The 23768-nt window shown below is 69.0% G+C and carries 25 protein-coding genes; 7 read left to right on the top strand and 18 right to left on the bottom strand.

Annotated features, from left to right (window positions below; translation table 11 throughout):
* Nucleotides 1-46: 46 nt before the first annotated feature.
* The gene (locus GON01_RS02235) at nucleotides 47-895 is read right to left on the bottom strand and encodes a LysR family transcriptional regulator (protein WP_157025552.1); all 849 of its coding nucleotides are present in this window, start codon (nucleotides 893-895) and stop codon (nucleotides 47-49) included.
* Between the two features lie 152 nt (nucleotides 896-1047).
* Between GON01_RS02235 and GON01_RS02230 the strand changes: the two genes are divergently transcribed.
* The 3 genes from GON01_RS02230 to GON01_RS02220 are packed head-to-tail and all read left to right on the top strand — an operon-like array spanning nucleotide 1048 to nucleotide 2270.
* A complete protein-coding gene (locus tag GON01_RS02230; protein WP_157025551.1) occupies nucleotides 1048-1332 on the top strand; it encodes a hypothetical protein in 285 nt (94 codons plus the stop codon).
* Nucleotides 1329-1859 (top strand): hypothetical protein, encoded by a 531-nt coding sequence (locus GON01_RS02225; RefSeq protein WP_157025548.1) that lies wholly within the window; start codon nucleotides 1329-1331, stop codon nucleotides 1857-1859. Before GON01_RS02230 ends, GON01_RS02225 begins: the two co-directional genes overlap by 4 nt.
* 24 nt (nucleotides 1860-1883) lie before the next feature.
* Entirely contained in the window at nucleotides 1884-2270 is a 387-nt protein-coding gene (locus GON01_RS02220) for a DUF488 domain-containing protein (RefSeq protein ID WP_157025546.1), read from the top strand.
* Between the two features lie 27 nt (nucleotides 2271-2297).
* On the opposite strand, the gene GON01_RS02215 is transcribed toward GON01_RS02220, so the two are convergent.
* From GON01_RS02215 to GON01_RS02175, 9 genes are read right to left on the bottom strand one after another with little or no spacing between them, the layout of a single operon-like run.
* Nucleotides 2298-2474 carry a hypothetical protein gene (locus GON01_RS02215; protein ID WP_157025543.1) on the bottom strand — a complete coding sequence of 59 codons (177 nt, stop codon included), beginning with the start codon at nucleotides 2472-2474 and terminating at the stop codon, nucleotides 2298-2300.
* On the bottom strand, nucleotides 2471-3625 hold the full coding sequence (locus GON01_RS02210) for a glycosyltransferase (RefSeq protein ID WP_181600182.1): 1155 nt from the start codon (nucleotides 3623-3625) through the stop codon (nucleotides 2471-2473). The genes GON01_RS02215 and GON01_RS02210 overlap by 4 nt, the downstream gene beginning before the upstream one ends.
* Nucleotides 3622-4137: a DUF2141 domain-containing protein gene (locus tag GON01_RS02205; RefSeq protein WP_157025541.1), complete on the bottom strand. Its 516-nt coding sequence runs from the start codon at nucleotides 4135-4137 to the stop codon at nucleotides 3622-3624. The genes GON01_RS02210 and GON01_RS02205 overlap by 4 nt, the downstream gene beginning before the upstream one ends.
* Entirely contained in the window at nucleotides 4134-5075 is a 942-nt protein-coding gene (locus GON01_RS02200) for a hypothetical protein (RefSeq protein ID WP_309503751.1), read from the bottom strand. Before GON01_RS02200 ends, GON01_RS02205 begins: the two co-directional genes overlap by 4 nt.
* An 11-nt stretch (nucleotides 5076-5086) precedes the next feature.
* On the bottom strand, nucleotides 5087-6250 hold the full coding sequence (locus GON01_RS02195) for a glycosyltransferase (protein WP_157025538.1): 1164 nt from the start codon (nucleotides 6248-6250) through the stop codon (nucleotides 5087-5089).
* A 6-nt stretch (nucleotides 6251-6256) separates the two neighbouring features.
* Nucleotides 6257-7009, bottom strand: a complete 753-nt coding sequence (locus GON01_RS02190; protein ID WP_157025537.1) for a DUF2334 domain-containing protein — start codon at nucleotides 7007-7009, stop codon at nucleotides 6257-6259.
* Nucleotides 6996-9335 (bottom strand): TonB-dependent receptor domain-containing protein, encoded by a 2340-nt coding sequence (locus GON01_RS02185; protein WP_181600181.1) that lies wholly within the window; start codon nucleotides 9333-9335, stop codon nucleotides 6996-6998. The genes GON01_RS02190 and GON01_RS02185 overlap by 14 nt, the downstream gene beginning before the upstream one ends.
* Entirely contained in the window at nucleotides 9322-10263 is a 942-nt protein-coding gene (locus tag GON01_RS02180; RefSeq protein ID WP_181600180.1) for a FecR family protein, read from the bottom strand. Before GON01_RS02180 ends, GON01_RS02185 begins: the two co-directional genes overlap by 14 nt.
* Entirely contained in the window at nucleotides 10253-10804 is a 552-nt protein-coding gene (locus tag GON01_RS02175) for an RNA polymerase sigma factor (RefSeq protein WP_181600199.1), read from the bottom strand. The genes GON01_RS02180 and GON01_RS02175 overlap by 11 nt, the downstream gene beginning before the upstream one ends.
* Nucleotides 10805-10904: 100 nt before the next feature.
* Here GON01_RS02175 and GON01_RS02170 point away from each other — a divergent pair, with 100 nt between their 5' ends.
* Both GON01_RS02170 and GON01_RS02165 read left to right on the top strand, forming a co-directional pair.
* Entirely contained in the window at nucleotides 10905-11633 is a 729-nt protein-coding gene (locus GON01_RS02170) for a transporter family protein (protein WP_157025532.1), read from the top strand.
* Nucleotides 11634-11645: 12 nt separating this feature from the next.
* Nucleotides 11646-12422, top strand: coding sequence for a COG4705 family protein (locus tag GON01_RS02165; RefSeq protein ID WP_157025530.1), 777 nt, complete (start codon nucleotides 11646-11648; stop codon nucleotides 12420-12422).
* Nucleotides 12423-12437: 15 nt separating this feature from the next.
* Here GON01_RS02165 and GON01_RS02160 read toward each other — a convergent pair whose 3' ends face one another.
* From GON01_RS02160 to GON01_RS02135, 6 genes are all read right to left on the bottom strand, one after another.
* Complete coding sequence (locus GON01_RS02160) at nucleotides 12438-12725, bottom strand: hypothetical protein (RefSeq protein ID WP_157025528.1); 288 nt, start codon at nucleotides 12723-12725, stop codon at nucleotides 12438-12440.
* 71 nt (nucleotides 12726-12796) lie between these two features.
* Nucleotides 12797-15007, bottom strand: coding sequence for a catalase/peroxidase HPI (katG, locus tag GON01_RS02155; RefSeq protein ID WP_157025526.1), 2211 nt, complete (start codon nucleotides 15005-15007; stop codon nucleotides 12797-12799).
* 92 nt (nucleotides 15008-15099) lie between these two features.
* Nucleotides 15100-15861, bottom strand: a complete 762-nt coding sequence (locus tag GON01_RS02150) for a glutathione S-transferase family protein (RefSeq protein WP_157025524.1) — start codon at nucleotides 15859-15861, stop codon at nucleotides 15100-15102.
* Nucleotides 15858-18806 (bottom strand): Dyp-type peroxidase, encoded by a 2949-nt coding sequence (locus tag GON01_RS02145; protein ID WP_198159756.1) that lies wholly within the window; start codon nucleotides 18804-18806, stop codon nucleotides 15858-15860. Before GON01_RS02145 ends, GON01_RS02150 begins: the two co-directional genes overlap by 4 nt.
* Before the next feature lie 7 nt (nucleotides 18807-18813).
* On the bottom strand, nucleotides 18814-20013 hold the full coding sequence (locus GON01_RS02140) for a cytochrome P450 (RefSeq protein ID WP_157025521.1): 1200 nt from the start codon (nucleotides 20011-20013) through the stop codon (nucleotides 18814-18816).
* Nucleotides 20014-20097: 84 nt separating this feature from the next.
* Nucleotides 20098-20382, bottom strand: a complete 285-nt coding sequence (locus GON01_RS02135; protein ID WP_157025519.1) for a hypothetical protein — start codon at nucleotides 20380-20382, stop codon at nucleotides 20098-20100.
* A gap of 278 nt (nucleotides 20383-20660) precedes the next feature.
* Between GON01_RS02135 and GON01_RS02130 the strand changes: the two genes are divergently transcribed.
* Entirely contained in the window at nucleotides 20661-21479 is an 819-nt protein-coding gene (locus tag GON01_RS02130; protein WP_157025517.1) for a hypothetical protein, read from the top strand.
* Between the two features lie 11 nt (nucleotides 21480-21490).
* Nucleotides 21491-22189: a hypothetical protein gene (locus tag GON01_RS02125; protein ID WP_181600179.1), complete on the top strand. Its 699-nt coding sequence runs from the start codon at nucleotides 21491-21493 to the stop codon at nucleotides 22187-22189.
* Here GON01_RS02125 and GON01_RS02120 read toward each other — a convergent pair.
* Both GON01_RS02120 and GON01_RS02115 read right to left on the bottom strand, forming a co-directional pair.
* On the bottom strand, nucleotides 22186-22761 hold the full coding sequence (locus GON01_RS02120) for a hypothetical protein (RefSeq protein ID WP_157025515.1): 576 nt from the start codon (nucleotides 22759-22761) through the stop codon (nucleotides 22186-22188). The two genes, GON01_RS02125 and GON01_RS02120, sit on opposite strands and share 4 nt — an antisense overlap.
* A gap of 1 nt (nucleotide 22762) precedes the next feature.
* On the bottom strand, nucleotides 22763-23767 hold the full coding sequence (locus GON01_RS02115) for a PASTA domain-containing protein (protein ID WP_157025514.1): 1005 nt from the start codon (nucleotides 23765-23767) through the stop codon (nucleotides 22763-22765).
* Nucleotide 23768: the final 1 nt, after the last annotated feature.

Raw genomic sequence — 23768 nt, 5'->3', positions numbered from 1 at the left:
TGAAAACGAATATTATTGCGAATATCAAGCAACGATTCTGCTTGATCTACATCGACGCGGCCGCCGCGGCGCGAAGCCCGGCGCGGATGCGCGCCATGACCCCGGTATCCGCCTGCGTGGAATGCACGGCATAAGCGGGATAGGAGAATTCCGGACTGTCCGGCACCAGTTCGAGCCGCCCGTCGTCGAGATAGGGCCGGACGGCGGTCATACGGAAATAGCCGCTGCCGCCGTGCGCCAGCAGATAGTCAAGCGCGAGCGGGCCGTAGCTGATCGAGACCACGGCGTTGCCCGCATCCGGGAAGGCGGCATGATAGCTGGCCGCGAAAGGCTCGCCCCAGTCGACATGGATATGGTCGTCGGGACCGAGCGGCGTGGCGGCAGGCGGCGTGCGGACCAGCACCAGCTTTTCCTCGAACAGCAGCTCGGACACGACGCCCGGCCGCACCGGCGCGGCATAGAGGATCGCGATGTCCAGCGTGCCTTCCTGGACCTGCGCCATCAGCCGCTCGGCCGTGTCGATCGTGGCGCTGATCGCGATTTCCGGGCACTCGCGCCGCATCCAGAGCAGCCAGTTGCGCATCAGCGGATTCCATTGGCTCAGCTCCGCCCCGATCGTCACGACCGTTTCGTGTCCCGGCGCCAGCGCGACGGAGCGGCGCGCCCGGTCCCAGACCTGCACGAGCGAGGTGGCGAAGCGGAGGAACTGGTCGCCCGCAGGCGTCAGCCGGGCGCCCGCCTTGTTGCGGATGAACACTTTGCGGTCGAGCTGCTCCTCGAGCACGCGGATCCTGGCGCTGACCGCCGTCTGCGTGACGTTCAGGTTCGCGGCCGCATTCACGAAGCTGCCGGTCTTCACGATCTCAAGGAACGTGCGCGCGACGTTGATGTCCATGGTTCTTCCCGTAAAGATGCAATAATTGATGCGTTATCGTGCAATACTATTCCTTTGCGTAATCTCAAGCCAATCACCATTCTCCATTCGGGCGTATCGCATGGCGAATGCGCCAGGAGCCGCGGATCAGATCGCGGCGGGATGGAGGAGATATGTCGTACGCGCAGAAGCCGACATGGTCTGAAGAGCTGCAGGGTCGCCTGGGCGATGCGGTCGGGCGATGGGCCAGGGGCCTTGTTTCCAGTGTCAGTCTCACGTGGAAGCTCAGCGCCGACGTGCTGCGCCGGGCGCTGCTGAAGCCACGCACGGTCAGGATTCTGGAAATTCCCGCGGGAAAGGATGGAATGCGGCCGGCCCGCATGAGCGTCATCCCGAAAGCCGATGCGTGGCTGCGCGAAAACGAGGCTGGCCGCGTGCCGCCGCTGCCGCTGCCGTGAAGCCGAGACGGTTCCGCCCCGCGGGGCTTTCGCTCGCCGGGCTGTGGCGCGCGGAAGGCCCGGCGCGCCTCGGCTCGCGGGAAGCCGCGGATCTCAATGCCGTGGCAGACCTGTGCGACGGCGCGATCGGGCCGAGCCGCGAGATTGACACGCGCATCGCCCTGGCCGTTTCGCCGCATTTGCGGCTGCTCGCGAGCGTCGCGCCCGGCCTGTGGGCGAATCCTGACGGATCGCGCGTCCGGGCGCCGCGTTACTCGTCGCTGAGCGCGGCGGCGCTGACTCTCGTGCCCGACAGCCATTCGGTGGAATTCAATCCGCGCGCCGGCGGGCAGGTGGAAATCCTGGGGCCGGACGGCCGGCGGGAGATCGGCTGGGGGCGGAACCGCCATTTCCCGCTCGCCGCAGCGGCCGCCGCGCTGCGTGCCCGTGCATGGCTGGCGAGCGCGCGCACGCAAGATGGCCGTTCGAACGAAGGGCCGATCCAGGCCGGGGCAGGCGTGATCGCGACAGCTCAAGCCGGCCCCTAGCCGCTACCCGTCGGAGCCTGTTCCATGGCGAACGATATCCCGGCCGCGAACGTCCGTTTGAAGCGCGCCTATGAGCCTGTCGAGGCAGGCGACGGCTTTCGCGTGCTCGTCGATCGGCTATGGCCGCGCGGCGTCAGCAAGAAGGACGCCCGCATCGACGAATGGGTCAAGGATATCGCGCCCAGCGCCAGGCTGCGGACCTGGTTCGGGCACGATCCCGCGCGATGGACGGAATTCCAGCACCGGTATCTTGACGAGATCCGGGCCGATCCGGACCGGCTGGCGCATTTGCGCGCATTGGCCCGGAAAGGGCCGATTACGCTGGTTTATGGCGCGCGCGACGAAACCCATAACGATGCGGTCGTGCTGCGGCGGGCGCTGCTGGGCCGGATGCGGGTCACGCCCGGCTGAGCGCGGTCGTCGGTCTGTCCTGCTCCGTCACCCGGATCGATTCTTGCGGGTGCTCCAGATGAGGAAGGTCGCGACGAAGGCCAGGCAGCCGCAATCGCGGTCCGTCCATTCCCTCTCCTTTTTCGACTGTTTTCGCACGATCCGGACGGGCGCGGATTTCCGGCCAGAGGGTGCAATCCGGCCGGAGACGCGCAGCAGCATCACGCCGCGCATCTTGCGCGCGCGATCTGCTCGTACAGCGCGAACAGGTCGCGGAAATGGCCATCCATCGTTCTGGGACGCGCGCATTTGGTCGGTCGCTGCCGGTCGGCAAACAGGCGCAGGATCGCGGCGGCGGCATCGGCGGCCGATCCCGAGCGGAACCGGATGTCCCCGGATCCCCGGGCGTGATCGGACGCCCCGCCGCGATCCGGCGCGATCAGCCTCAGTCCCGACGCCTTTGCCTCGGCCGCGACCATGCAGAAGGTTTCGGCCTCGCAGCCGTGGATAAGCGCGTCGGCACTCGCCATCAGCCGGGCGAAGCGCGGGCGGTCCGCGACCGCGTCCAGCAGACGGATGTGCGGGTTGCCGCCGATCTGCCGAAGAAGCCTGGTGCGCTCACGGCCCGCGCCGACGATCATCAGCCCCACGCGGGCCTGGCAACCGGCCGCCGATGCCGCCTCGATAATCATGGGCCATCTTTTTTCGGGAGCGAGGCGCCCGGCGCCCAGGAGCAGCATGGCGTCCGGTCCGAGACCGCATCGGGCAAGCAGGGCCCTGCGCAAGGCTTCGTCGCGCAGCTTCGGCGAGAAAATGCCTGGGTCGACCCCCATCGGGATCGTCACGACCTTGCAAAGGCCGCCGTCGGTCAGCCTGCGCGACAGGTCGCCGCTCGCGCTGACCACGCACGCGACCCGCTCGTCCACCCGCCGCAGGTGTCGCCAGAACCAGCCGAAATGGCGATCGATCGTCTCCCGCGACGCGACACCGTCGAACCAGCGATAGGCATAGGCCGACAGCGGATCGGAGTGCATGATCAGCGCGCTGGGCGCCCGGCCGCGCCATTCCGCGACCATCGCCGCGCTGCGCCACGGAGAGGAGACCTCGACCATGTCGGGCCGTTCGGCATCGAGTGCGTCGTGCAGCGCGACCGGATCGCCGAAATAGCGGTAATTGCGGTCGAGCGGGAACGCCGGCGACGCGATCCATCGGATCGAGGCTCCCGGCCCGCGCCGCTCCAGTTCGTCGCAGGGACCCGGCGCGATCACCGTCAGTTCGTGACCGAACCCAGGCGCTGCGGCGAGCTTGCGGTCGATATAGGTGCGCACGCCACCGCCCTTCGGCGCGTAGAAGGCGCAGACGTCGACGATCTTCACGAGCGGCCGTCCCTGACCGGTCCGAAGGAGAACAGGCCGCGACGATAGTTCATCCGCACGCTGAGCCGCCTGATTCCGGTGCCCACTTCGGCGCTCGCCTGCGCCGCGTGCGGCTTGCCCAGGCCGATGCGCGGATTGCCTGGAAAGCCCACGCCATCGGTCGACAGGCCGAATTTGCGGTTGCCGTCGCGGTCGTGGAGCAGCGACAGCGCATAGCTCCCCGGCGCGGGAGCACGGATGCACAGCTCGACCGGCCCGCTCTGCGGCACCGGCCGCTCGACCCGCGCGAACGGCTTGCCGGCCGCGATCAGCACATTGTCGTCGGCCAGGAAATCGCGATCGTCGGCCGGATACAGCTCGACCCGGATCAGGCCCTTGCGGTCCTTAAGCCCGGTCACGTCGATGATGAAGGCCGGGCCCGGCTCGTCCCGGCGGCAGCGGCCTTCGGCGAGGCCGAGGTCGGGCGTGGAGCGCGGCAGCGTCGCCGAGGCGAGGGCGGCCGCCAGCATCATTTGCGCCCCCAGCTCGCGATCTCGGAGCCGACCAGCGCAGCGCCGACCGCGACATGGGCGGTCAGCATCAGCGTCGCGATCATCGTCATCATCGTGCCGATCTCGACGTCATGGCCCAGCAGCAGGACAGCAATGCCGGCGAACACCAGGTCCTTGTTCGGGAGCAGCGGCAGGCGGGAGATCAGCAGCCGGACGGTGGCGAGCAGCAGCCACAGCCCGACCGGCTGGCCCGGCAGCACCACATGCCACATCAGCGCGGCCAGCGCGGTCTTCAGCGCCAGCCGCGCGAAATGCACGGCCGAGACGAACAGCAGGTCGCCCCGCGACAGGCCGAACAGCCGATTGCGAAGCAGCATCATCGCCAGCGACGTGACCAGCACGATGCCGACGGAAACGGCGAAGGTCCGCCCGCTGACCCCCAGGTGCAGCGAGCCGAATGCCGGCCAGGCTAGCGCCAGCATCGCCAGGGTGACGGCGTTGCCGACCAGCGCCGACAGGATCGCGACGTCCTTGATCGCGCCGAACGGCGCCCCGGGCAGGTCCGCCCGCGATCGTGCCCAACTGTAGAAATAGAGTTCGCCCGAATAGCCGAGCAGCAGCTCGTTGCCGATCATTTTGCGCGTCAGCGCCGCGAATCCGGCCGCCGGGATGCGCCAGAGCCGGCGGAAAATGACCCAATCGGCCAAAGGGGCGGTGCAATAGGAAACGACGAACAGCAGCCAGAACAACGGGCTGGCGGGAATGTCGTCGATCACGTCGCGCAGGTTAAGCGTACGCAACTGCCACAAGACCGCGGCGAGGACGCCGAGCGTGACCGCGGCGCCGATCCAGGCGATCGGGCCGCCCGCCTTCAGCCGGTCGAGCGGGCCGGACCGTTCCGCGCCGCCCAGGGAGATGATCGTCGGAGGAGCCGTCAGAGTGGCTTCGGGCAGGTACACGCGCACCCTCGCTATTGCTGTCGGGCAAGAGACGCCGCGGGCTCCGCGGACCCGCACATCGGCTGAGATGCCGCGAGCGTGACGGCGCGGAACAGGCCCAGATATTCGGCCGCCCCGCGCTCGACCGTAAAGCGCGCGGCGCGTGCGCGCGCCTCGGCCGGGCGTGCCGCCGGCGCCGCGTCCATCGCGGCCGCGAGGGCCGCTTCGTCGCGCACCGGCACGATCGACCCGAGCCGTCCGTCGTCGAGCAGCGACCGGATCGACACACCGCAATCGGTGGTGACGATCGGAACCGCGGCGGCCAGCGCCTCGACCAGCACCGCCGGCACGCCTTCATAGTCGGAGGAGAGGACGAAGCAGTCGCTCCCGACCAGCCACGGCCCCACCGGCTCGACGTGGCCGGGCAAGTCGACGCGGTCCCAGATCCCGAGAGTCTGGGCGAGGGTTTCGAGCCGGGCGCGCTCGGGGCCATCGCCCAGGATCGCCAGCCGGTCGCCGGCGCGGCCGATCCGCGCGAATGCGCCGAGCAGCAGGTCGAAGCGCTTCTGCGGCACGAGCCGCCCCACCGCGAGGAACCGCCGCCCCGCGCCCGAGCGCTCGATTGCGTCGCGCTGGGCGGCAAGCCGGTCCAGCTCGGCGCGTGACAGCACGGGATTGTCGACGATTGCGATCCGGTCCGGCGCGACCCGCATCGCGCGCGCGATCTCGTCGCGCATCGGCTCGGCCAGCCCGACGAAGCGGTCGATCAGCCGGCCCTGCAGGCGGAGCCACTGGCGATAGAAGGGGCGCACCAGCGGGTGCAGGTCCGCCCGGGCAAGATCGTTGCTGACCTTTAGCACGATCGGCGGGCAGCGGCGGCCGAGCAGCAGCTTCACCACCGCGCCGACCACCGCATAGCTGTTGCCGGCGCAGAACAGCACATCGGGCCGGGTGGCGCGGATGCGGCCCGGCAGGCGCGCGATCATCCACAGCGTCTCGAACGCGGCGGTGGAGATCGCGCCGCGCTCGAGCACGTCATAGGCAAGCGGCGGCGCGGCGGATCGCGCGATGCCGTCGCTGCGGCCGAGCACGATGTGCGGCTGGCTGCCGGCAGGAGCCCAGGCCGCGGCAAGGCGAAGCGCGACGCGCTCGACCCCGCCGGGTTCGAAGCTGTGCAGGGGAACGAGGATACGCATGCCGCGCTAGACGGCGGCGCGCGCTCCTTCCCGCACCAGGTCGGCATAGCCGGCCGGACGATGCGTGCGGGCAAAGCGGCGAAGCGTGCGGTCGATGCTCCGCAGCAGCGCCGGGACGCCGGTGTCGCCGGGGTGGAGGGCGACCCGCACCACCCTCTGCGGCCCGAGCGCCGCCCGCGCCAGCCCGGCGAAGGCGAGGGAGCTGGCGATCCGTGCCGGGCTGCGGCTCGCCCAGCTGATCACCGGCCCGCGCGCGAGCACGGCATTGTCGGCCGGCCGCCAAACGCGGAAATGATCCTCCGCCAGCGGAAAGCTGAGCGCGGTCAGCGCCGTCCGCGCCGCGTCCCCGTACAGCCAGGCCGGCGCGATGAAGCCGGTCAGCGGCCGGCCGATCACGTCCTCCAGCAGCTTGCGCCCCTCGACCAGCCGCCGCTCCGCCTCGGCCTGGCCGAGGTGCAGGAACTCGCCTTCGCCGGCGGTCAGGTGGCGCGCCCTGAAGCCGGATGGGCGATCGTCGCGGTGCCGCCAGCCGTGCAGGAACATCTCCACGCCGGCGTCGGCCCAGTCGCGCAGCCGGCGCTGGAAGGCCGGATCGGCGGCGATCGGCGCCCTGTCCCAATGGTCGGGGACGACCAGCATCGCGAAACGGGCGCTGCCGGTGGCGCGCTCGATCCGCTCCGTCAGCCTGTCCACCTCGCGCTCGAAGCGCGGGCTCACGTCATGGATGGAGCTGAGCAGCAGCTTTTCAGAACCGGCCATCGATCGCGATCCTGAAGGTGCGCGGGCGCAGCGGCGTGACCTGGTCGCGCGCTTCGATCGCAAAGGGGTTGCCGAACGCGAAGCGGTTGCCGCGCACATTGGTGAGGTTGGCGACCGACAGCGACAGTCCGGCGCGGTCGCTGCCGATCCGGGCGCTCAGCGTCGCCTCGGCGAAACCGCCCTGGCGCACGTCCACCGGCGCGCCGATGCCGAGTCTCGAATGGCCGACATAGCGGACCGATCCGCTCGCGCTCAGCGCCAGTCGATCCGAGAGGCGGTGCCGGTACACGATCCCGAGCCGCCCGCCCGCTTCGGCGACGTTGGGCAGATCGCGCTCCTCGGCATCGGCAAAGGCCGGGCTCGGCTCGTCCAGCGCGGAGGTGTTGAGGAACAGCGCCGCCTGCAGGCTTACGGCATCGGTCGGCCGCCAGTCCGCTTGCGCTTCCAGGCCCAGCACATGGCCGTCGCCGATATTGGTGGTGAAGGGCAGGCCATTGGGGCGGATCAGATCGGCCTGGATGCGCTTCCACCACGAACCTGAGGCCGTCACGGAGGCGGCGAACCGGTCGATATCCGCGTCCCCGAAGCGAAAGCCGGCTTCGACCATGGCGATGGAATCGGAGCGGAATTTGTCGGCCGTCATCGGGCCGGTGATCGAAAGCCCGCCGGCGCGAAAGCCTTCCTGGTAGTGGGCAAAGAACAGCCAGCGCGCGCTCGGCCGCCAGGCGATCGCCGACATCGGCAGCCAGCGCAGGTTGCGGCGCTTCGGCTCGGATCGCTCGGGCACCCGGTCGCCGATGACCTGTCCGCTGGCTTCGTCGTAATTGAGGCGCGCGCCCAGCGTCAGCGTCACGTCGTCGAGCAGCGGCACCGATGCCTGGCCGAACAGCGCCGCCTCGCCATTGTCGTTCTTGACGCCGAGCAGCGGCACGGCGGCGCCGTCCGGGCCGACCTGCCGTTCCGCCCGCGTCACATTGTGGAGCGCGCTGACGCCTGCCACCCAATTGAAGCCGCGCGCATCGCCGCCGGAAATCCGCGTCTCATGCGTCAGCAACGTGATCCGCAGATCCTCGAGATAGGCAGCCCTGGTGCCGAATTGCGGGGAGGCGTCGAACACCGTCTCGAGATCGTGCCGGACGAAGCCCGTCGTCGAGGTCAGCTGCGCGCCGCGGACTTCGGTCGCGACGGTCAGGTAGGCGAGGCGGTAGTCGTTATCGAAAGGCTGGGCGATCGCAGAGTTGCGGGTGAGCGGCGGCAGCCCACGCTCGGCATATTGGCTGTCGCGGCTGCCCAGGTTCTGCAGCACCGCGCCGGCATCGATCGTCAGCCGGTCGGTGGGCGCGTAGCGGATCGCGATGCGCCCGCCATAGCTGGTCGTGCGGTTCACGTCGGTCAGGCCACGGCCGATATCGTCGATATAGCCCGGATCGCGCGCGCCATAGCCGACGGCGCGGATGGCGATGTCCGCCCCCAGCGGCAGGTTCAGCATCGCGGCCGCATCGCCGCCGGTGCCGCCCTGCTCGGTCTGGACAAGCCCGGCGATGCCGGAGCCCTCGGTCATGCCGAGCTTCGGGACTCGGGGGATCAGGCGGACGATGCCGCCCAGCGCCGCGCTGCCGTACAGCGTGCCCTGCGGCCCTTCCAGAACCTCCGCCTCGGCGATGTCGTACAGGTTCAGGTCGGGATCGGGCGCGGCGTAATTCAGGCGCACGTCGCCGAAATATTGAGCGACGGTGGCGGGCGTCGGGCCGTTGAAGCTGCTGTCGGCGATGCCGCGGACGAACAATTTGTCGCGGCCCGGGCCCAGGTGCGTCGACGACAGCGTCGGCAGGCCGCCGACCAGCACCTGCGTCCCGGCCGAACTGGCTTCGCCGGTCCGGTCCAGGTCCAGCCCGGCCCGGGCCACGGACCCGGGAAACTGGGCGAGAGGGATGGCCTGTTTGCTGGCCGTGACGACGATCTCCCGTTCGGGAACCGCATCGGCCTCGGCCTGAAGGACAGGGCGAAGCAGGTTTGCTCGCCGCGAAGGCGCCGCGACGATACGCACCGTCTCGTCGTCCAGGAACTGATAGGTGGCGCCGGTGCCGGCCAGCAGGTGGCGGAGCGCCGATTCGCTCGTCAGCAGGCCCTGCACGCCGCGGGTGTGGCGCCGGGCGATTCGCTGATCGGTCAACCCGACCGAAACGCCGGCCTGCTCGCCATAGCGCACGAGCGCGCCTGCCAGCCGGCCGGAATCGATGTCGAACCGCCGCGGCCCGGCCGCCTGGGCGTCGCCGGCGCAGAGCCATGCTCCCGCCGCGAGGAGAAGCAGGTCAGCGGGCTTCACGCGTGCGCGGTTCGAATATCCATCCCGAACCGTTGCGCCTGACCGACACGTCGAGCAACTCCGCGACACGGTGTACAACGCGCTTGCGGTCGCGCTCGATCCGGATCGTGCCGGTGAAGCTCAGGGACGCGATTTCGGGCGCGACGGCGATCGGCATGCCCATCGTCCGCGCCAGGTCACCGGCCACGCGGTCCAGCGGTTCCTGGTCGTAGCTCAGCCGCCCGCTGGTCCAGCCGCCGATCGACGCGGGCGGCCGCCGTCCGACGCGCACTGGGTCGTCGCCCGCGGGATCGACCAGCGTCTGCCCGGCCTTCAGCGAAACATTCTCGCGGCCTGGATTGTAGCGGACCTGGCCCTGGGCGACCTCTACCCGGTTGCCGGCCTTGTCGCGCACCACGTCGAACACCGTGCCGACATCCTGCACCACCGCATCACCCAGCTGCACCCGGAACGGCGCGTCAGCATCGTGGACCACAGCGAACTGCGCCTCGCCCGTTTCCAGCCGGGCCAGGCGCGGGTTGGAGCGCTCCAGCCCGATCCGCGTGTCGCCGTTCAGCGTGATCCGGGTGCCGTCGGAAAGCGCGATCTGCCGCTGCTCGCCGGGGCCGGTCTCGATGACATAGTCGCCCGGCCGCAGCATAGGCGCGCCGACCACGACCAGCACGATCGCGGCAGCTGCCGCGCCGAAGCCGACCCAGCGCCGCCCGGGCCGCGGCGCGTCGTCGTTCGCAGGCGCCGGGATCGGCGGCAGCGCGGCGAGCGCCTGCACGGCGTCGGCCTCGCCCAGCGCCACCCGGTCATAGGCGCGGCCGTGGTCGGGCGACTGTTCCAGCCACGCGACAAATTCTTCCCAGGCCACGGCGTCGCCGTCGGCCAGCCGGATGCGCCAGGCGATTGCCTGTGCCCTGATGCCGTCCTCAGCTGCCATCCTGCCCATCATCGCACGAAGGACGTCGCGGCGTCTCGTTTTCCGCATCCAGCCGCGCGCGAACGTCGGTCACTGTCCGATAGGCGCGCTGGAGGTGCTTCTCGACCGCGCTCAGGCTGATGCCGAGGCTGTCGCCGATCGCCCGCTGGGATTCGCCGTCGATCCGGAACCGCCGGAAAATCTCGACCGTCCGCTCGGGCAGCGCGGCCAGCGCGGCCGAAACGATCGCGAGCCTTTCGCGGCCGATCAGCTCGCGCTCGGCCGTCGGCCGCGGCTGGCTGTCCTGCTCGCCCCAGCGTTGCTCGCGCGCCGCGCGCCGGGTCTCGGCGCGTCTGCGGTCCAGGAACAGATTGTCCGCCATCCGGTACAGATAGGCCCGGGGTTCGCCGACAGGGCCGATCGCCTGCGTCTCCAGCCGGATGAACAATTCCTGCAGCAGGTCCTCGGCCTCATCGGGCGCGGCGCCGCGTGCAGACAGCATCCGCAGCAGCGCCGCCCGCATTTCGAACAGCAGCTGCTTCAGCCCTGCATCGGCCACCATCAATTCGCGCTCGCTCGGGACAGGGCTGCCACCCCTTAGCTTCGGCTGCATGAGCGGGCAAATTTGTCGAACGCCGCCGGCGCGCGCAAGACGTGCGGTTATGATGCGGATTCGGGTGCGGGCGCTTGTCGCCCTGGTCGCGTTGCCGGGTGCCGCCTGGGCGGGGCCGCCCTACGTCACCGACGACCCGCAGCCGACCGACCTCGATCACTGGGAAATCTACGCGTTCGGCGCCGGCCAGCGCGCGCATGGAAGCTGGGACGGCGCTGCGGGCCTCGATCTCAATTATGGCGGATTACCCGGCGTGCAGCTGACGGCGACGCTGCCGGTCGATCTGTCGCACGACTCAAGCGGCACCCACGCGGGGGGCGGCGATGTCGAGCTCGGCGTCAAATATCGTTTCCTGCACCGCGAAGCGGCCGGCCTGGACATCGCCGTCTTCCCGCGCGTGATCCTGCCGACTGCGAGACGGCGTTTCGGCACCGGCCGCGCCCAGGTCCTGCTGCCGGTCTGGGCTGAGAAGGATTGGGGGCGCTGGTCGCTGTTCGGCGGTGGCGGCTACACCATCAATCCGGGCGCCGGAAATCGCGACTTCTGGCAGGGCGGCGCCGCGCTGACGCGGACCGTCTCCGAACGGCTGAGCTTGGGGGCCGAAGCGACGCTCGAAGGGCCTGACGCGGTTGGCGGACATGCGGTTGCGGGTCTGGGCGTCGGCGGAGTCTTTCGGCTCGGCGGCCCGTTCGCGCTGCTGGTGTCCGGCGGCCCGATCCACGAGCACCATGGGCCGACCGGCTGGCGTGGCTATGCGGCGCTTGGGATCAATTTCTGAAGGGGGGAGCGGATGGCGACGGGCGACGAGGTGCTGAGCAAGGTCCCCGCGGTCACGCTCGGGTTCTGGATCGTCAAGATCCTGGCGACGACGCTGGGGGAGACGGGCGGCGACACGGTGTCGATGACGATGGAGATGGGTTATCTGGTCGGTACCGCGATCTTTCTCAGCATCTTCGTCCTGCTCGCTGCCTGGCAGATTTCGGAGAAGCGCTTCCATCCGTTCCTCTACTGGGCAACGATCATCGCCTCGACCACTGCCGGCACGACGATGGCCGATTTCGCGACCCGCTCGCTCGGCATCGGCTATGCCGGCGGCTCGCTGCTGCTGCTTGCGCTGGTGCTTGCTTCGCTCGGCGCCTGGAAGCTCGCGACCGGCTCCGTGCGGATCGAGACGGTGCGGGCGCCGAAGACGGAGGCCTTCTACTGGCTGACGATCACTTTCTCCCAGACCCTCGGCACCGCCCTGGGCGATTGGGCGGCGGACGATGGCGGCCTCGGCTATGGTGGCGGTGCGTTGCTGTTCGGCGCTGCCCTCGCGGTCCTTGCGGGCCTCTATTTCTGGAGCCGGGCGAGCCATGTCGCCCTGTTCTGGGCCGCCTTCATCCTGACCCGCCCGCTCGGCGCGACGGTCGGCGACTTCATCGACAAGCCGCTCGATCATGGCGGTCTCGCCTTCAGCCGGCCGATGGCGACGGCCGTGCTCACGGTGGCGATCCTGGCGCTTGTGCTGGTGCTTCCCCAGAAAGCGGCCGTGCTTCGCGGAACCGCAACGAAGCCGCCGCGCTGAACGCCGCAGCGCGGCTCACTCGAGTCCGAGCAACCAGCGATCCAGCCGCACCGCGCGAACCGCGCCGCCGGGCAGGGCGCGGTGCAGGTCAGCGCGTTTGGCCATGATCCATTCCAGACAGCTGAGCTGGCTGTCGAACGTGTCGAATTCCTCGCGGCTGGCGCTCAACGAACGGGCATTGACGAGGAAGCGCGCGCCCCTGCGGCAGCCGGGGGCAGCGGGCCAGTCGCGTTTCGGCGACACGACTGCCGCCACCCAATAGGCTTGCCGCCGGTCCAGGCGGTCGATCTCGTGCCGGTGCATCCTCTCCGTCCTTCCGGCCAGTCGCTGTCCGGCCGCTGCACCGCAGGCGCGGCGGCCGGATCAGTTGGCGCTCAGTGGCGCCTTAGGTCGAAGCGGTCGGCGTTCATCACCTTGGTCCACGCTTTCACGAAGTCCTTGACGAACTTCTCGCCGGCATCGGCCGCTCCATAGACCTCGCACAGCGCTCGCAGCTGCGCGTTGGACCCGAAGGCGAGGTCGGTGCGGGTCGCCGTCCATTTCGGCTCGTTGGTCCGCCGGCAGGTGCCGACGAATGTCTCGTCGCCCTGGCCGTCCACTTCCTTCCACGCCGTGCCCATGTCGAGCAGGTTGACGAAAAAGTCGTTGGTCAGCTGTCCCGGCCGGTCGGTGAACACGCCGTCGTGCGAGCCGCCATGGTTGGCGCCGAGCACGCGCAGGCCGCCGACCAGCACCGTCATCTCGGGCGCGGTGAGGCCGAGCAGCTGGGCGCGGTCGACCAGCAATTCCTCGGTCGGCACGTTGAACGGCACCTGCAGGTAATTGCGGAACCCGTCCGCCCGCGGCTCCAGCGGGGCGAAGCTGGCGGCGTCGGTCTGTTCGCCGGTGGCATCGCCGCGGCCGGATTCGAAAGGCACCGTCACGTCGTACCCGGCGGCCTTCGCCGCCTTTTCGATGCCCATCGATCCGCCGAGCACAATTAGGTCGGCGATGCTGACCTTGCCGCCGAAATCGTTCCGGATGCCTTCATAGACCTGCAGCACCTTGGCCAGCTCGGCCGGTTCGTTGACTTCCCAGTCCTTTTGCGGCGCAAGACGGATGCGTGCGCCGTTGGCGCCGCCGCGCTTGTCGGAATCGCGGAAGGTGGAGGCGGAGGCCCAGGCGGTCTTCACCAGCTGGGCGACGCTGAGGCCGGAATCGGCGATCCTTCCCTTCAACGCCGCTATGTCCGCATCGCTGAGCCTGGTGCCGGCGGGAACCGGGTCCTGCCAGATCAGGTCTTCCGCGGGCACTTCGGGACCGAGATAGCGGGCCTTCGGCCCCATGTCGCGGTGGGTGAGCTTGAACCATGCCCGCGCCCAGGCGTCCGCAAAGGCCTGCGGGTCCTTGTAGAAGCGCTCCGAGATTTTCCGGTATTCCGGGTCCATCTTGAACGCCATGTCGGCGGTGGTCATCATCGTCGGCACCCGCCGGTCCGGGCTGTGGGCGCCGGGGGCCATGTCCTCCGGCTTCTGGTTGATCGGCTGCCATTGCTGCGCGCCGGCGGGACTGCGCACCAGCTCGTATTCATAGTCGAGCAGCATCCGGAAGTAATTGTGCGTCCAACGATTGGGCGTCGGCGTCCATGCGCCTTCGAGGCCGGAGGTGATCGTGTCGTCGCCGACCCCGCTCTGGTGACCGCTCTGCCAGCCTAGGCCCTGCTGCGCGATGTCGGCACCTTCGGGCTCGGCGCCGACTTTCGACGCGTCGCCGGCGCCGTGGCATTTGCCGAAGGTGTGGCCGCCGGCGGTCAGCGCGACCGTCTCCTCGTCGTTCATCGCCATGCGCGCGAAGGTCTCGCGGATGTCGCGGGCCGATTGCAGCGGATCGGGATTGCCGCCGGGGCCTTCCGGGTTGACGTAGATCAGGCCCATCTGGATCGCGGCGAGCGGTTCCTCCAGCACCATTTCCTTTTCCGGCTGGATGCGGGTCTCGTTCTTTTCATGGCCGACCCAGAACTCCTCGGTGCCCCAATAGACGTCCTTTTCGGGCTCGTAGATGTCCTCGCGGCCGCCGCCGAAGCCGAAGGTCGGGCCACCCATCGACTCGATGGCGACGTTGCCGGCCAGGATCAGCAGGTCCGCCCAGCTGAGTTTACGTCCGTATTTATGCTTGACCGGCCACAACAGCCGCCGCGCCTTGTCGAGGTTCGCATTGTCCGGCCACGAGTTGAGCGGAGCGAAGCGCTGGTTGCCCGACGAGGCGCCGCCGCGGCCGTCGCCGGTGCGGTAGGTGCCCGCCGCATGCCAGGCCATGCGGATGAAGAAGGGGCCGTAATGGCCGTAATCGGCCGGCCACCAGGGTTGGCTGTCGGTCATCAGCGCGGTCAGGTCGCGCTTCAGCGCCTGATAGTCGATTGTCTGGAATTCTTTCGCATAGTCAAAATCATCGCCCATCGGATTGCCGGAGCGCCCGTGCTGGTGGAGGATTTCCAATGAAAGCTGGTTCGGCCACCAATCGCGATTGGTGCGGCCCAGCAGGCTTCTGAGTGCCGCCGGCTGTTTGCGGGGATTGTGCAAGGGGCTGCCGCTGGTCGGTGCGTCCATCTGATCCTCTCCCGTTTTGATAGGCGAAGCTAGGCACAGCGCGGAGCGAAGGAAAAACGACTAAACTCCATCAGAGCATCGGGCAAAATCGATCAAGGAGGCCGGAGCGCCCGGTAGCGGTGCTGCACCCAAGCCGCTGTTACGGTGCCGAGCAACTCGTCGCGCAGGGTACGGAGCGGCGCCGGGAGACGCTCGGGCGGCGGCATGACGGCGCCATAGCCTTCAGGGAGCAGGATCGGCGCGGTGGAGGCCATCAAGGACAGGTCCGCAAGCGTCAGCCGCTCGCCTGCCAGAACGTCGCGCCCGGTCGCAAGCCGCTGGTCGACATCGCTGAACGTCCGGACAATGCGAGTGCGCGCAGCAGCCGCACGTTCGGGCCCGAGCCGCAGCAGCAGGCGGAACAGCAGCCGTGTGGGCCGATAGACGTGCGGCATGATCCGCGCCTCCCGCGGCGGCAGCGGCGCCTGGAACACCTGCGTCATCAGCTCGCGCTCCGGCAGCAGGTGAAAATAGGCAAAGGTGGCAACATCGATCGCCAGCTGGCCATTGAAGCGATCGGTGTCCGCCCCGACCTGCGCGGCGAGCGGTCCGTTCGCGGGGATGAGCCGCCGGTCCGCCGGTGCCGCCGCATCAAGCCGCGCCGCGATCTTCAGCGGCCCCGTCGCGCGGAAACCGCCGCCGTGCAGCAGCGGAATCCGGCCATAGCCGCCGCGAAACAATGTCAGCAGCGAAACCCAGCCGAAGAGATGGTCGCGCTCCTGATAGGCGACCCCGTGATGGCCCAGCACCAGCCGCGAAAGCTCGCTGTCGACCATCGGCGCAAAGGTCAGCAGCACGGGCGGCCCGGCGCTCACGGCGCCACGCAAAGCCAGTCCACGAGCCGCTTGCCGGGCAGGAAGAAATAGCCGCCGCCACGCATGGTCGTGAAACGCGGCATCGGCTCCAGCCGGACCGGGCCGCCCCGGGTCGGGATCGTGAACCCGCACGCACCCTTTTCCGCGTCGCCAAGCACCGGGTCCTTCTCGCAGGCAAGCCCGTGGAACGAGGTGCTGGTCAGCCAGGTCTGCTGCAGGAACTCGAACTGCCGCTCGATATCGGCGGTCAGGCACATGAACAGCAGACCCGGATCCTCGCCTTCCTGTTCCTGATACACGCGGCCGACGCGGATGATCCGGTGACGGTTGGAGATCGCGATCGAGTCCGCCTGCCCCGGCCCCAGGCTGTCGCGCGGATTGGCGCGGCGGATATGGGCGCCGAACGGGCAGCGCAGCGCCTCCGGGTCCTCGGTGCCGGGCAGGAAATCGTTGTCGGGGACAATCGATTGCTCGATTGGCCGCGCCGCGGGGACGGACTCGGCGGCGGTGTTCGGCTTTGGACGCGCCATCGGACCGTCCGCCCGCCCAGCGCGCGGGCGCGAGGCAGGTTCGTAGGGATGCCTTGCGAGCGAAGATCCGTCTTTCCAGCGGCCTACAAGCTTTGCGCCGACGAATTCCGGCGTGACGACATAGGGTTGCGGGAATCGGTCCTGCGCTTCGAGGCGGGCGGCCTCGGTCTCGCAATAGGCGCCGAACGCGGCAACGTGCTGCTCGAGTTGGCGGATCACCAGATAGGTTCCATTGAACCCCAGGTCCCGGGGCAGGTCGACGACCGTGCAGTCGAACCCTTTCGGCGCGCCGGCAAGCGGCAGCAGATTGTCGGGATCGGCAGTCCCGGCGAGCCGGGGACCGGGCGGAACGTCGCCGCGATTGTCGGGATAGCCGAGGATGAACTCGCCGGCTTCGACCAGGTGGATCGGGTCCGCGTTGCGGAAGCCCTTGTAGGTGCCGCGGATAACCGGCTGCGAGACGCCGTCCACGAACCCAAACGGTTCGGTATGCGGCCACGCGACGCGCTTCAGCGGAATCAAATGCGGCGCCGCCATGCCGGCTGCCTCCGCCGCCGCCTCGACCGTCGCGCGGAGCGCCGCGACCGCCTCGTCGTCGACTCCGTAGATCAGCAGCGCCAGGTCGGGCCGCTCGGCGCCCCAGACCCAGTGCTCCGCCGCATTATCGCCGGAGTCGCCGAGGATGCGCGCGCGCGCTTCACCGATCATGCCTTCGAGAAAAGCGAAGGAGAAGCTTTCGAGCGCATCGTCCGGCATGCCGAGCCGCTTCAGCCCGGTCGCGCCGATCGCCAGCGTGACGACCGCCCGCGCCTTCAGCCGGCGGCCATCGTTGAACGCCACGTGCGGCCGGACCACGCGCAGGAAGGCGCGCGCCCGCACGACGTCGTCGGGCAGGTTCAGCACCATGACCTGTCCGGCCGGCATGAAGCCGAGCCCGCCGAACACCAGGCTTTGGATTTCGCTGCTGACCAATTTGTCCGGCGGCCGCGGCGCCGAGCCGAACAGGGCGAGGAAGGCGGACGCCTCGTCCTCCGTCATCGCGCCTGAAAGGCCGCGCCTGATCTGCGCATTGGCGCGGATCGCCGAGGTGCCGATCGCCGGATAGCCGCTGTACCAGAAGCGGGTCGGGATCATGCTGCGCCGCGCGTAGCGCTTGAACCGCTCGCCGTCGGTCGCGCCCTTGCCGACCAAATTTTCGCTGCGCGGGAAGCCGACCGTGTTGGACCAGACACCGGTCAGCCCCTTGTGCGCGCGGGTGATGAAATCCTCCAGATAGCTCTGCCAGCTACCGTCGTAGTTGGAGAGGAAGACCAGGTCGCGGCTGCCCGGCAGGGTCACCCAGCGGGCGAAGTGGATCGAGCCGATGCTGCCGAGGAAGCCGGGCGGGTAGAGATAGCCCGCCGCGCTGCCGATCACCCAGAACACCGCGCGCAAGGTGATCGCGCGCAACAGTCCCGGTTTGCGCTCGGTGATCGAGATCATGTGATTGGCGCCGCCGCGGTTCTCGCGCTCAAAGATGGCGGCGTTGACGTGACGGTCCGGCGCACGCTCGTCAACCGAGTCGGTCGCCTCCGCCCGGCGCAACGCCAGATAGAGGACCAGCGCGGCGACCAGGACGAAGACCAGCACGACCCAGAAAGCCGACCACGCCCCGGCGAGGGCGCCGCCCAGGAACGTGCCCAACTTGGGCCAGAACCAGGGGTGGTGCCACGCATCGGCGAGGCCCCGGTACAGCGCCCAGCCGACGATCGGCACCGCCAGCGGCCACAGATAGCGCGCAACGAAAGCGCCCGCGAGCTTGCCGGTGGCGGCGATCGGCGAGGGCACCTGATAGGGCGGATCGGCACTTGCCGGCGCCAGCATCGGGGCAAGCGCCGGGTCGGTGCCGATCGCGGCGCGGATGCGATCCAGCCGCTGCAGCGCCGGGCCGTGATCCTCCCGCTGGATCAGGTCGGCGAGCGTCGAGGCCAGGCGCGCTTCGTCGCGGATGCGGCCGACCGCCATGCCCGGCGTGCCGGAAAAGAGCAGACCCGGGTCCTCGAACCAGCCGGAGCCGGGCTTCAGCCGGTGACGATCGAGATAGTCGCCGATCCGCTGGCCGGCTTTCCAGTCGGCCGCGAGCGAGAAGACGGATTCGAGCTCCGCGCCGATCGCGCCCAGGATCCGGGCGAGCGCCGCTTCCGGCGTGCCGTCGGCGGAGAATTCGAACAGCAGCGCCGCACGCTTTCCGTCCGGGCACGCAAAGGCGTGGAGGCTGGCGAAGTGGGTGCCGGAGAGACCATCGGCATCAAGCTTGTCCAGCCGGTCGGCGAGTTCCCGCCGGCACGGGTTTTCGAGCGCGGCGACCCGCGCCTCGGCGTCGGCAAGCCGGTCGGGCGGCAGCGGCGCGGCGATCGTGACCATGGCGTGGGGCATGGGCGGTTCACTCCAACGTCACGGGAAGCCGGGCGGGGAAGGGGCCGGCCCAGCCGATCCTGCCGACCGACCGTATGCCGCGCCGCAGCACGGCCGCGACCAGCAGCGGAATCTGGAAGGCGTTTACAGCCCGCCCGGCGCAAGGATGCAGGCCCGCGCCCAGATGTAGATAGCCGGACGGCTCGCGGTCGGGGCGGATGCGATCCGGATCGGCGAAGATCGAGCTGTCCTGCATCGCCGCCTGCGTCCAGGCGACCACCCGGTCGCCCGCCTTCACCTCGGTGCCTGCCAGCGTCGTCGCCGCGGCAGCCTGGCGGAGCAGGATCGGGTTATGCGGCCAGCGCCGCAGCACGTCCCAGCACCAGCCGCGCATTCGCTCCGGATGATCGGCATCGGCCGCCACCTGCTGCCGAAGCGCGGCGTCTTCGCCCAGGGTCGCGACGATCTTGGCGACGGTGCTGGCGGTCGTGTCGACGCTGCCGACCAGCATTCCCCCGAGCGTGCGGCGCACGCCGTCCGCATCGAGCGCGCCGTCGCGAAGCAGTGCGCCCATCATGTCGTTGGTCGGATCGTTCGCGCCCCGCCTGGCGATCTCGTCGCCCAGCCACTGGCGCATCAGCCCCGCCGCGCGGATCGCCCTTTGCCGCACCGTCTCGTCATTGCCGAGATTGAGGAATGTATGGGCGAAGATCGCGCGCGCCATATCCTCGAAGGTCGCTTCGTCGGTGCCGGCGATGCCGAACAGCCTTTGCGCGCTGTGCGCCGCGATCGGGCGGGCATAATCCGCGACGATGTCGATGGTCGCGGCGCCGGACAGCCGCGAGGCCGCCTCGGTCGCGATCGCTTCGCGGAGCGGCGCATAGTCGATCGCAGCGAGCGCCCGGTAAAGCGCGCGTCGCTCGGTCTCCAGCCGCCCGCACCGGTCCATGCCCAGCACGAACGGGCCGTTCACTTCGTCGATGCGGCCAGCATTGATGGGAGCGATCACGAAATCGAGGTCGCGCGACAGCAGTTCGCGGACATCGGCGTGGCGCGCGGCGATAACGGTGGTGCCGAAGCGCCAGGGCCGCCCGCGGCTCGCGGCCAGCCGGGCGCCGAGCCGGGCCGCGGCCGCCGGAACGCGCTGCCCGGTCAGCAGCCGCGCCAGCAGACCCGGCGAGGAGGGCGGCGTCGCGATATCGCCGACGGAGGGAGGGGGCGCCGCCATGGTCTCTCAGGCCCGAGCCTGGGCGCCACCGGCGCGCCAGGGCAGGAACAATCCGCTCGCCGCTTCCGCCGGCATCGGAGCAGATCAGCGCAGGACGAAGCTGAGGATCAGCGCAATCGCGACCAGCGCGAAATCGGCATAGGTCACCCAGTCGGGCAGCCCGATGAACTTGCCGCCGACGGTCGGGCCGGAGATGCTGCCGGCCGGCTGCGCCTTCTGCGCGAACAGGAATCCGGTGATGCCGCCGAAGAAGGCGGCCACCGCCCAGGCGTAAAGCGCGGGCGTCCGGTACATGACCGCGAAGATCACGCAGAGGATGCCGGCGAGTATGGCACCGCCGAAGGCAAGTATTCTCAGCACTTTATCCATAATCGCCTCCCCACTCTCGAACGTGCGGCAACTGATGCCGTGCCGAGCTTCTCTGCGGGGCTGTCGACTCGGCTCCAACAGACCCTTGGGCGACACCGCCAAGGCTATCAGAAGCAAGAATGACTGCCAACGGAATCGCGCAAGTCACGCAATAAAGCCCAACTTTGTTCATGGAATCGCGCAGCATTCGAGAGCATAATAGGGGTGCGATCCATTATCGGGCATGTAGTGTCACGCGTCTGCACTGCGGCGTGTCGGCGCTCAAAGGGGGGTGTGTCATGACTCCTATCGTGCGCGCGATTATCCTTCTTTTCATCGGCGTCGGTCTTCAGCTGCTGCTTGGCCTGGCGGTGCTTCCAGCCTTGTTCGACGTGTCGGGCGGGACGGTCGCGACGCTCACCATCATCGGCGTGGTCTTCGCCGGCGTGTTCGGCTTCGTGGCCGGCCTGAAACAGGTCTATGCGATGAGCCCGCGCGGCATCTGGTCCTTCGCGATCGATGCGACCTGGTCTGCCATCAACACCGCGACCGGCCTTGTCTTCATGATCTACTGCGCCGCCAAGGGCAGCTATGTGGCCCCGACCGAGGATAGCCAGACGCGCGGCATCATCCATTTCGCCGACGCGGCGCTGGGCGGCGCGGACGCGACGACGATCGGCACCGTAATGGGCGGCAAATGGCTGGTGCACGAGACGGTGCACGTCCAGCAGGCGCGCATCTTCGGGCCATTCTACTGGCCGACCTATCTGGCGAGCTACCTGCTCAACATGCTGGCGCGCTTCCTCACGGCACGCTTCGACGATCCGCACTGGCAGGCCTATGCGCGCGTGCTGATGGAGGACTGGGCCTATCGCGCCGCGCCGGGGGGCGAGGTGAAGATATTCCAGTCGATCGTCTGGTTCCTGCTGACGCTGGTCAACGCGTTGTCGCTGGGCGTGCTGGTTTCGCACGTGCCGGTACTCGGGGCGATCCCGGCGCTGATCGGGCTGACCGCGCTGCCCTGGTGGATGGGGCTGCTGGTGCTGCTCGTCTATGCGCTGGGACGCAGCTACCTGCCCAAGGCGAACGAGCCCGCGGCGCAGGTGGTCTTCACCTAGACGTCCGATCGGTGGATCGCCTGCGCGTCCCGTTCTTCGCGGCTGCCGCGTTCTTCATGCTGCTGGCGCTGCTGGTCGAGATCGCCGCGTCCGAGTGGCTTGCGCGGTTGACGGCGGGTACGCTGAACAAGCCTGCCACGCCGGGGATCGCGATCCACTATCTCGCGATCATGGACGGCATCATCGTCTATAGCGTCGTCTGGATGGCGCTGGGGCTGATCCTGCCGCGCGGGATCACTGGGCGGACGCAGGGGATCGTGACGCTGATCGTCTCGATCCTGGCCCTGCTGGGCACGATCGCGCTCGCCTTCGCCGCCTTCACGCTGCTGATGCTGATGATCGCGCTGCTGGTCGCGGCGCCGTTCGGCACGATCGCCTATTTCGCCGAATGGGGACATTTCGCGGTCAAGGCCGCCGCGGCGACGCTCAGCCTCGCCATGCTGCTGAAAATCCTGTTCTGCATTTTCCTGGTGCTCGCGCACCAGCGATTCCTGCAGAACAAGGGGCTGGTCATCCTGACGGCGGTGTCGCTGGGGCTGACGTTCGTGACGGCGTTCGTCCAGTCGTTCCTGCCGGGCTTCCTGGTCAGCATCGGCGACGCGCTGGTGGCGTTGGTGATCGCCATCTTCGGCGCGGTGTGGCTGCTGCTGCTCGCGCTGGGATCGCTGATCGCGACGGTGAAGGCGATCCTGAGCCTGCGCCGCGTCTAGTCCTTCCGGCCGGCGACGCGCACTCTCGCGGGCTCGGCCCCGGTGAACACCAGGTCGCCGCCGGCCTGCTTGAACACGAGAGTGCCTTCGTCGGCGCCTTCCTTGCAGTTCTCCTTGCGTTGCGTGGCGAGCCACCGGTCGCTGCACCCGGCGAAGTCGCTTTCCACGATCGGCATGTGTGGGCGGCACAGGCAGAGCGGCTTGCCGTCCGGCCCCGGCTGCGAGGCTTTGATCCGTGCCGAACGCCCCGCGACGAGCACTAGCCGGGCGACGCGAAGCTTGTCCTTGGACGCGTCGACATGCCGCGTCTGCGGCAGCAATCCGCCGACCGACACCTCCGGGTCGCGGACTTCCACCGGTGGCGTGAAGCGCCTGGTCAGCGATCCGAGAAACGGCCCGAGTTCGGGCGCCTCCCAGCCTTCTACCGCGTCTTCGTCCAGATCGCCGCCGCGCATCGGCGGTGCGGCGCCGGACGAGGAGGTGGTGGCGGTGTCGTCCCGGTTGGCGCCATAGACGACCACCGCCACGAACGCGGCCGCGATGATCGCGAGCACGATCAGCACCAGCTTCATGTCAGCGGTTGAGCCTGGTCGCGTCGATCGCGCTGGCCTTGAACGCTCCCCGCATGACAATCCCGCAAGGGAACTTCATCCGGCCGATGAAGCCGCCGCGCGAGCGGATGACGATATCCACGCCGCCGCCGGACGCGACCATGGCGTGGGGCTTCGGGTTCTGGTCGACGATTTCGCCGACGGTCCCCGTCGCTTCGCACCGCGACCTGGACGATGCCACGTGCAGCCCGATCGGGCTGAGCGTGCGGACGGCCTGGTCGGTATTGCCGGTCAGCGGCGGGACCTCGACGCCCGGATCGTAGGTGACCTTGATCGGGAAGCCCCTGGTCAGCGTCTTGCCGAACTCCGGCGACTGGCTGACGATTGTCTTCGGCTGGGCGCCGCCCGGCTGTCCAGCGACCTGCACCAGCTCGAAGCCCTGTGCCAGCGTCGCCGCCTCGTCCAGCGTCTTGCCTTTCAGGTCGGGAACGGGCGCCGTGTTCGCTTCGGTCGGGGTCGGCGATGGCGAGACAGTCGGGGTCGGCGTGGGCTTGGGCGATGGCGAGGGCGACAGCCAGAAATAGAGTCCGGCGCCGATCGCGGCGAGCACCACAAGAGCGATCACGATCCAGATCCAGGCCTTGCTGCCGCCGCCGTTGACCGCCTTCCCGACCTGCGCGGTCGTGACCGGTCCGTCGGCGTGATCATTGTCGGGATCGTTGACCGCGACCACGCGCAGGCGGAACGGATAGTCGCCCGCGACCACGTCGGGCGGCACCAGGATTTTGATGTTCGCCGTCTGCGTCTCGCCGGCGGCGAAGTTCCGCTCCTGCTCGCCGTCGATCGTGAACCATTCGCGCTTAGTCTGGCCGGCGACCTGCACGCTCAGCCGCCCGGCGCGCGTCTCGGGCGACTTGTTGGTGACGTTGAAGACCGCGGAGCCGGTGCGGGGCGCCTGCTTGTCGGCGATGTCGCCGCCGCTCACCTTTACCGTGGCCGGGCCGTCGGGAATCTCGAAAGTCGGCATG

This window comes from Sphingomonas horti, from assembly GCF_009753715.1.
GTDB classification, from domain to species: domain Bacteria; phylum Pseudomonadota; class Alphaproteobacteria; order Sphingomonadales; family Sphingomonadaceae; genus Sphingomonas_B; species Sphingomonas_B horti.
The sequence above is the reverse complement of the archived record's forward strand: the minus strand, read 5'-3'. Positions and strand labels throughout refer to the sequence as shown.

Excerpts from the sequence above, each read along its gene's own strand:
- GON01_RS02175 (WP_181600199.1), bottom strand. The coding sequence starts at position 10,804 with ATGGTGGCCGATGCAGGGCTGAAGCAGCTGCTGTTCGAAATGCGGGCG.
- GON01_RS02230 (WP_157025551.1), top strand. The coding sequence starts at position 1,048 with ATGTCGTACGCGCAGAAGCCGACATGGTCTGAAGAGCTGCAGGGTCGC.
- GON01_RS02140 (WP_157025521.1), bottom strand. The coding sequence starts at position 20,013 with ATGGCGGCGCCCCCTCCCTCCGTCGGCGATATCGCGACGCCGCCCTCC.
- katG (WP_157025526.1), bottom strand. The coding sequence starts at position 15,007 with ATGGACGCACCGACCAGCGGCAGCCCCTTGCACAATCCCCGCAAACAG.
- GON01_RS02135 (WP_157025519.1), bottom strand. The coding sequence starts at position 20,382 with ATGGATAAAGTGCTGAGAATACTTGCCTTCGGCGGTGCCATACTCGCC.
- GON01_RS02235 (WP_157025552.1), bottom strand. The coding sequence starts at position 895 with ATGGACATCAACGTCGCGCGCACGTTCCTTGAGATCGTGAAGACCGGC.
- GON01_RS02120 (WP_157025515.1), bottom strand. The coding sequence starts at position 22,761 with ATGAAGCTGGTGCTGATCGTGCTCGCGATCATCGCGGCCGCGTTCGTG.
- GON01_RS02130 (WP_157025517.1), top strand. The coding sequence starts at position 20,661 with ATGACTCCTATCGTGCGCGCGATTATCCTTCTTTTCATCGGCGTCGGT.
- GON01_RS02195 (WP_157025538.1), bottom strand. The coding sequence starts at position 6,250 with ATGCGTATCCTCGTTCCCCTGCACAGCTTCGAACCCGGCGGGGTCGAG.
- GON01_RS02205 (WP_157025541.1), bottom strand. The coding sequence starts at position 4,137 with ATGATGCTGGCGGCCGCCCTCGCCTCGGCGACGCTGCCGCGCTCCACG.
- GON01_RS02145 (WP_198159756.1), bottom strand. The coding sequence starts at position 18,806 with ATGCCCCACGCCATGGTCACGATCGCCGCGCCGCTGCCGCCCGACCGG.
- GON01_RS02190 (WP_157025537.1), bottom strand. The coding sequence starts at position 7,009 with ATGGCCGGTTCTGAAAAGCTGCTGCTCAGCTCCATCCATGACGTGAGC.
- GON01_RS02220 (WP_157025546.1), top strand. The coding sequence starts at position 1,884 with ATGGCGAACGATATCCCGGCCGCGAACGTCCGTTTGAAGCGCGCCTAT.
- GON01_RS02115 (WP_157025514.1), bottom strand. The coding sequence starts at position 23,767 with ATGCCGACTTTCGAGATTCCCGACGGCCCGGCCACGGTAAAGGTGAGC.
- GON01_RS02165 (WP_157025530.1), top strand. The coding sequence starts at position 11,646 with ATGGCGACGGGCGACGAGGTGCTGAGCAAGGTCCCCGCGGTCACGCTC.
- GON01_RS02170 (WP_157025532.1), top strand. The coding sequence starts at position 10,905 with ATGATGCGGATTCGGGTGCGGGCGCTTGTCGCCCTGGTCGCGTTGCCG.
- GON01_RS02160 (WP_157025528.1), bottom strand. The coding sequence starts at position 12,725 with ATGCACCGGCACGAGATCGACCGCCTGGACCGGCGGCAAGCCTATTGG.
- GON01_RS02180 (WP_181600180.1), bottom strand. The coding sequence starts at position 10,263 with ATGGCAGCTGAGGACGGCATCAGGGCACAGGCAATCGCCTGGCGCATC.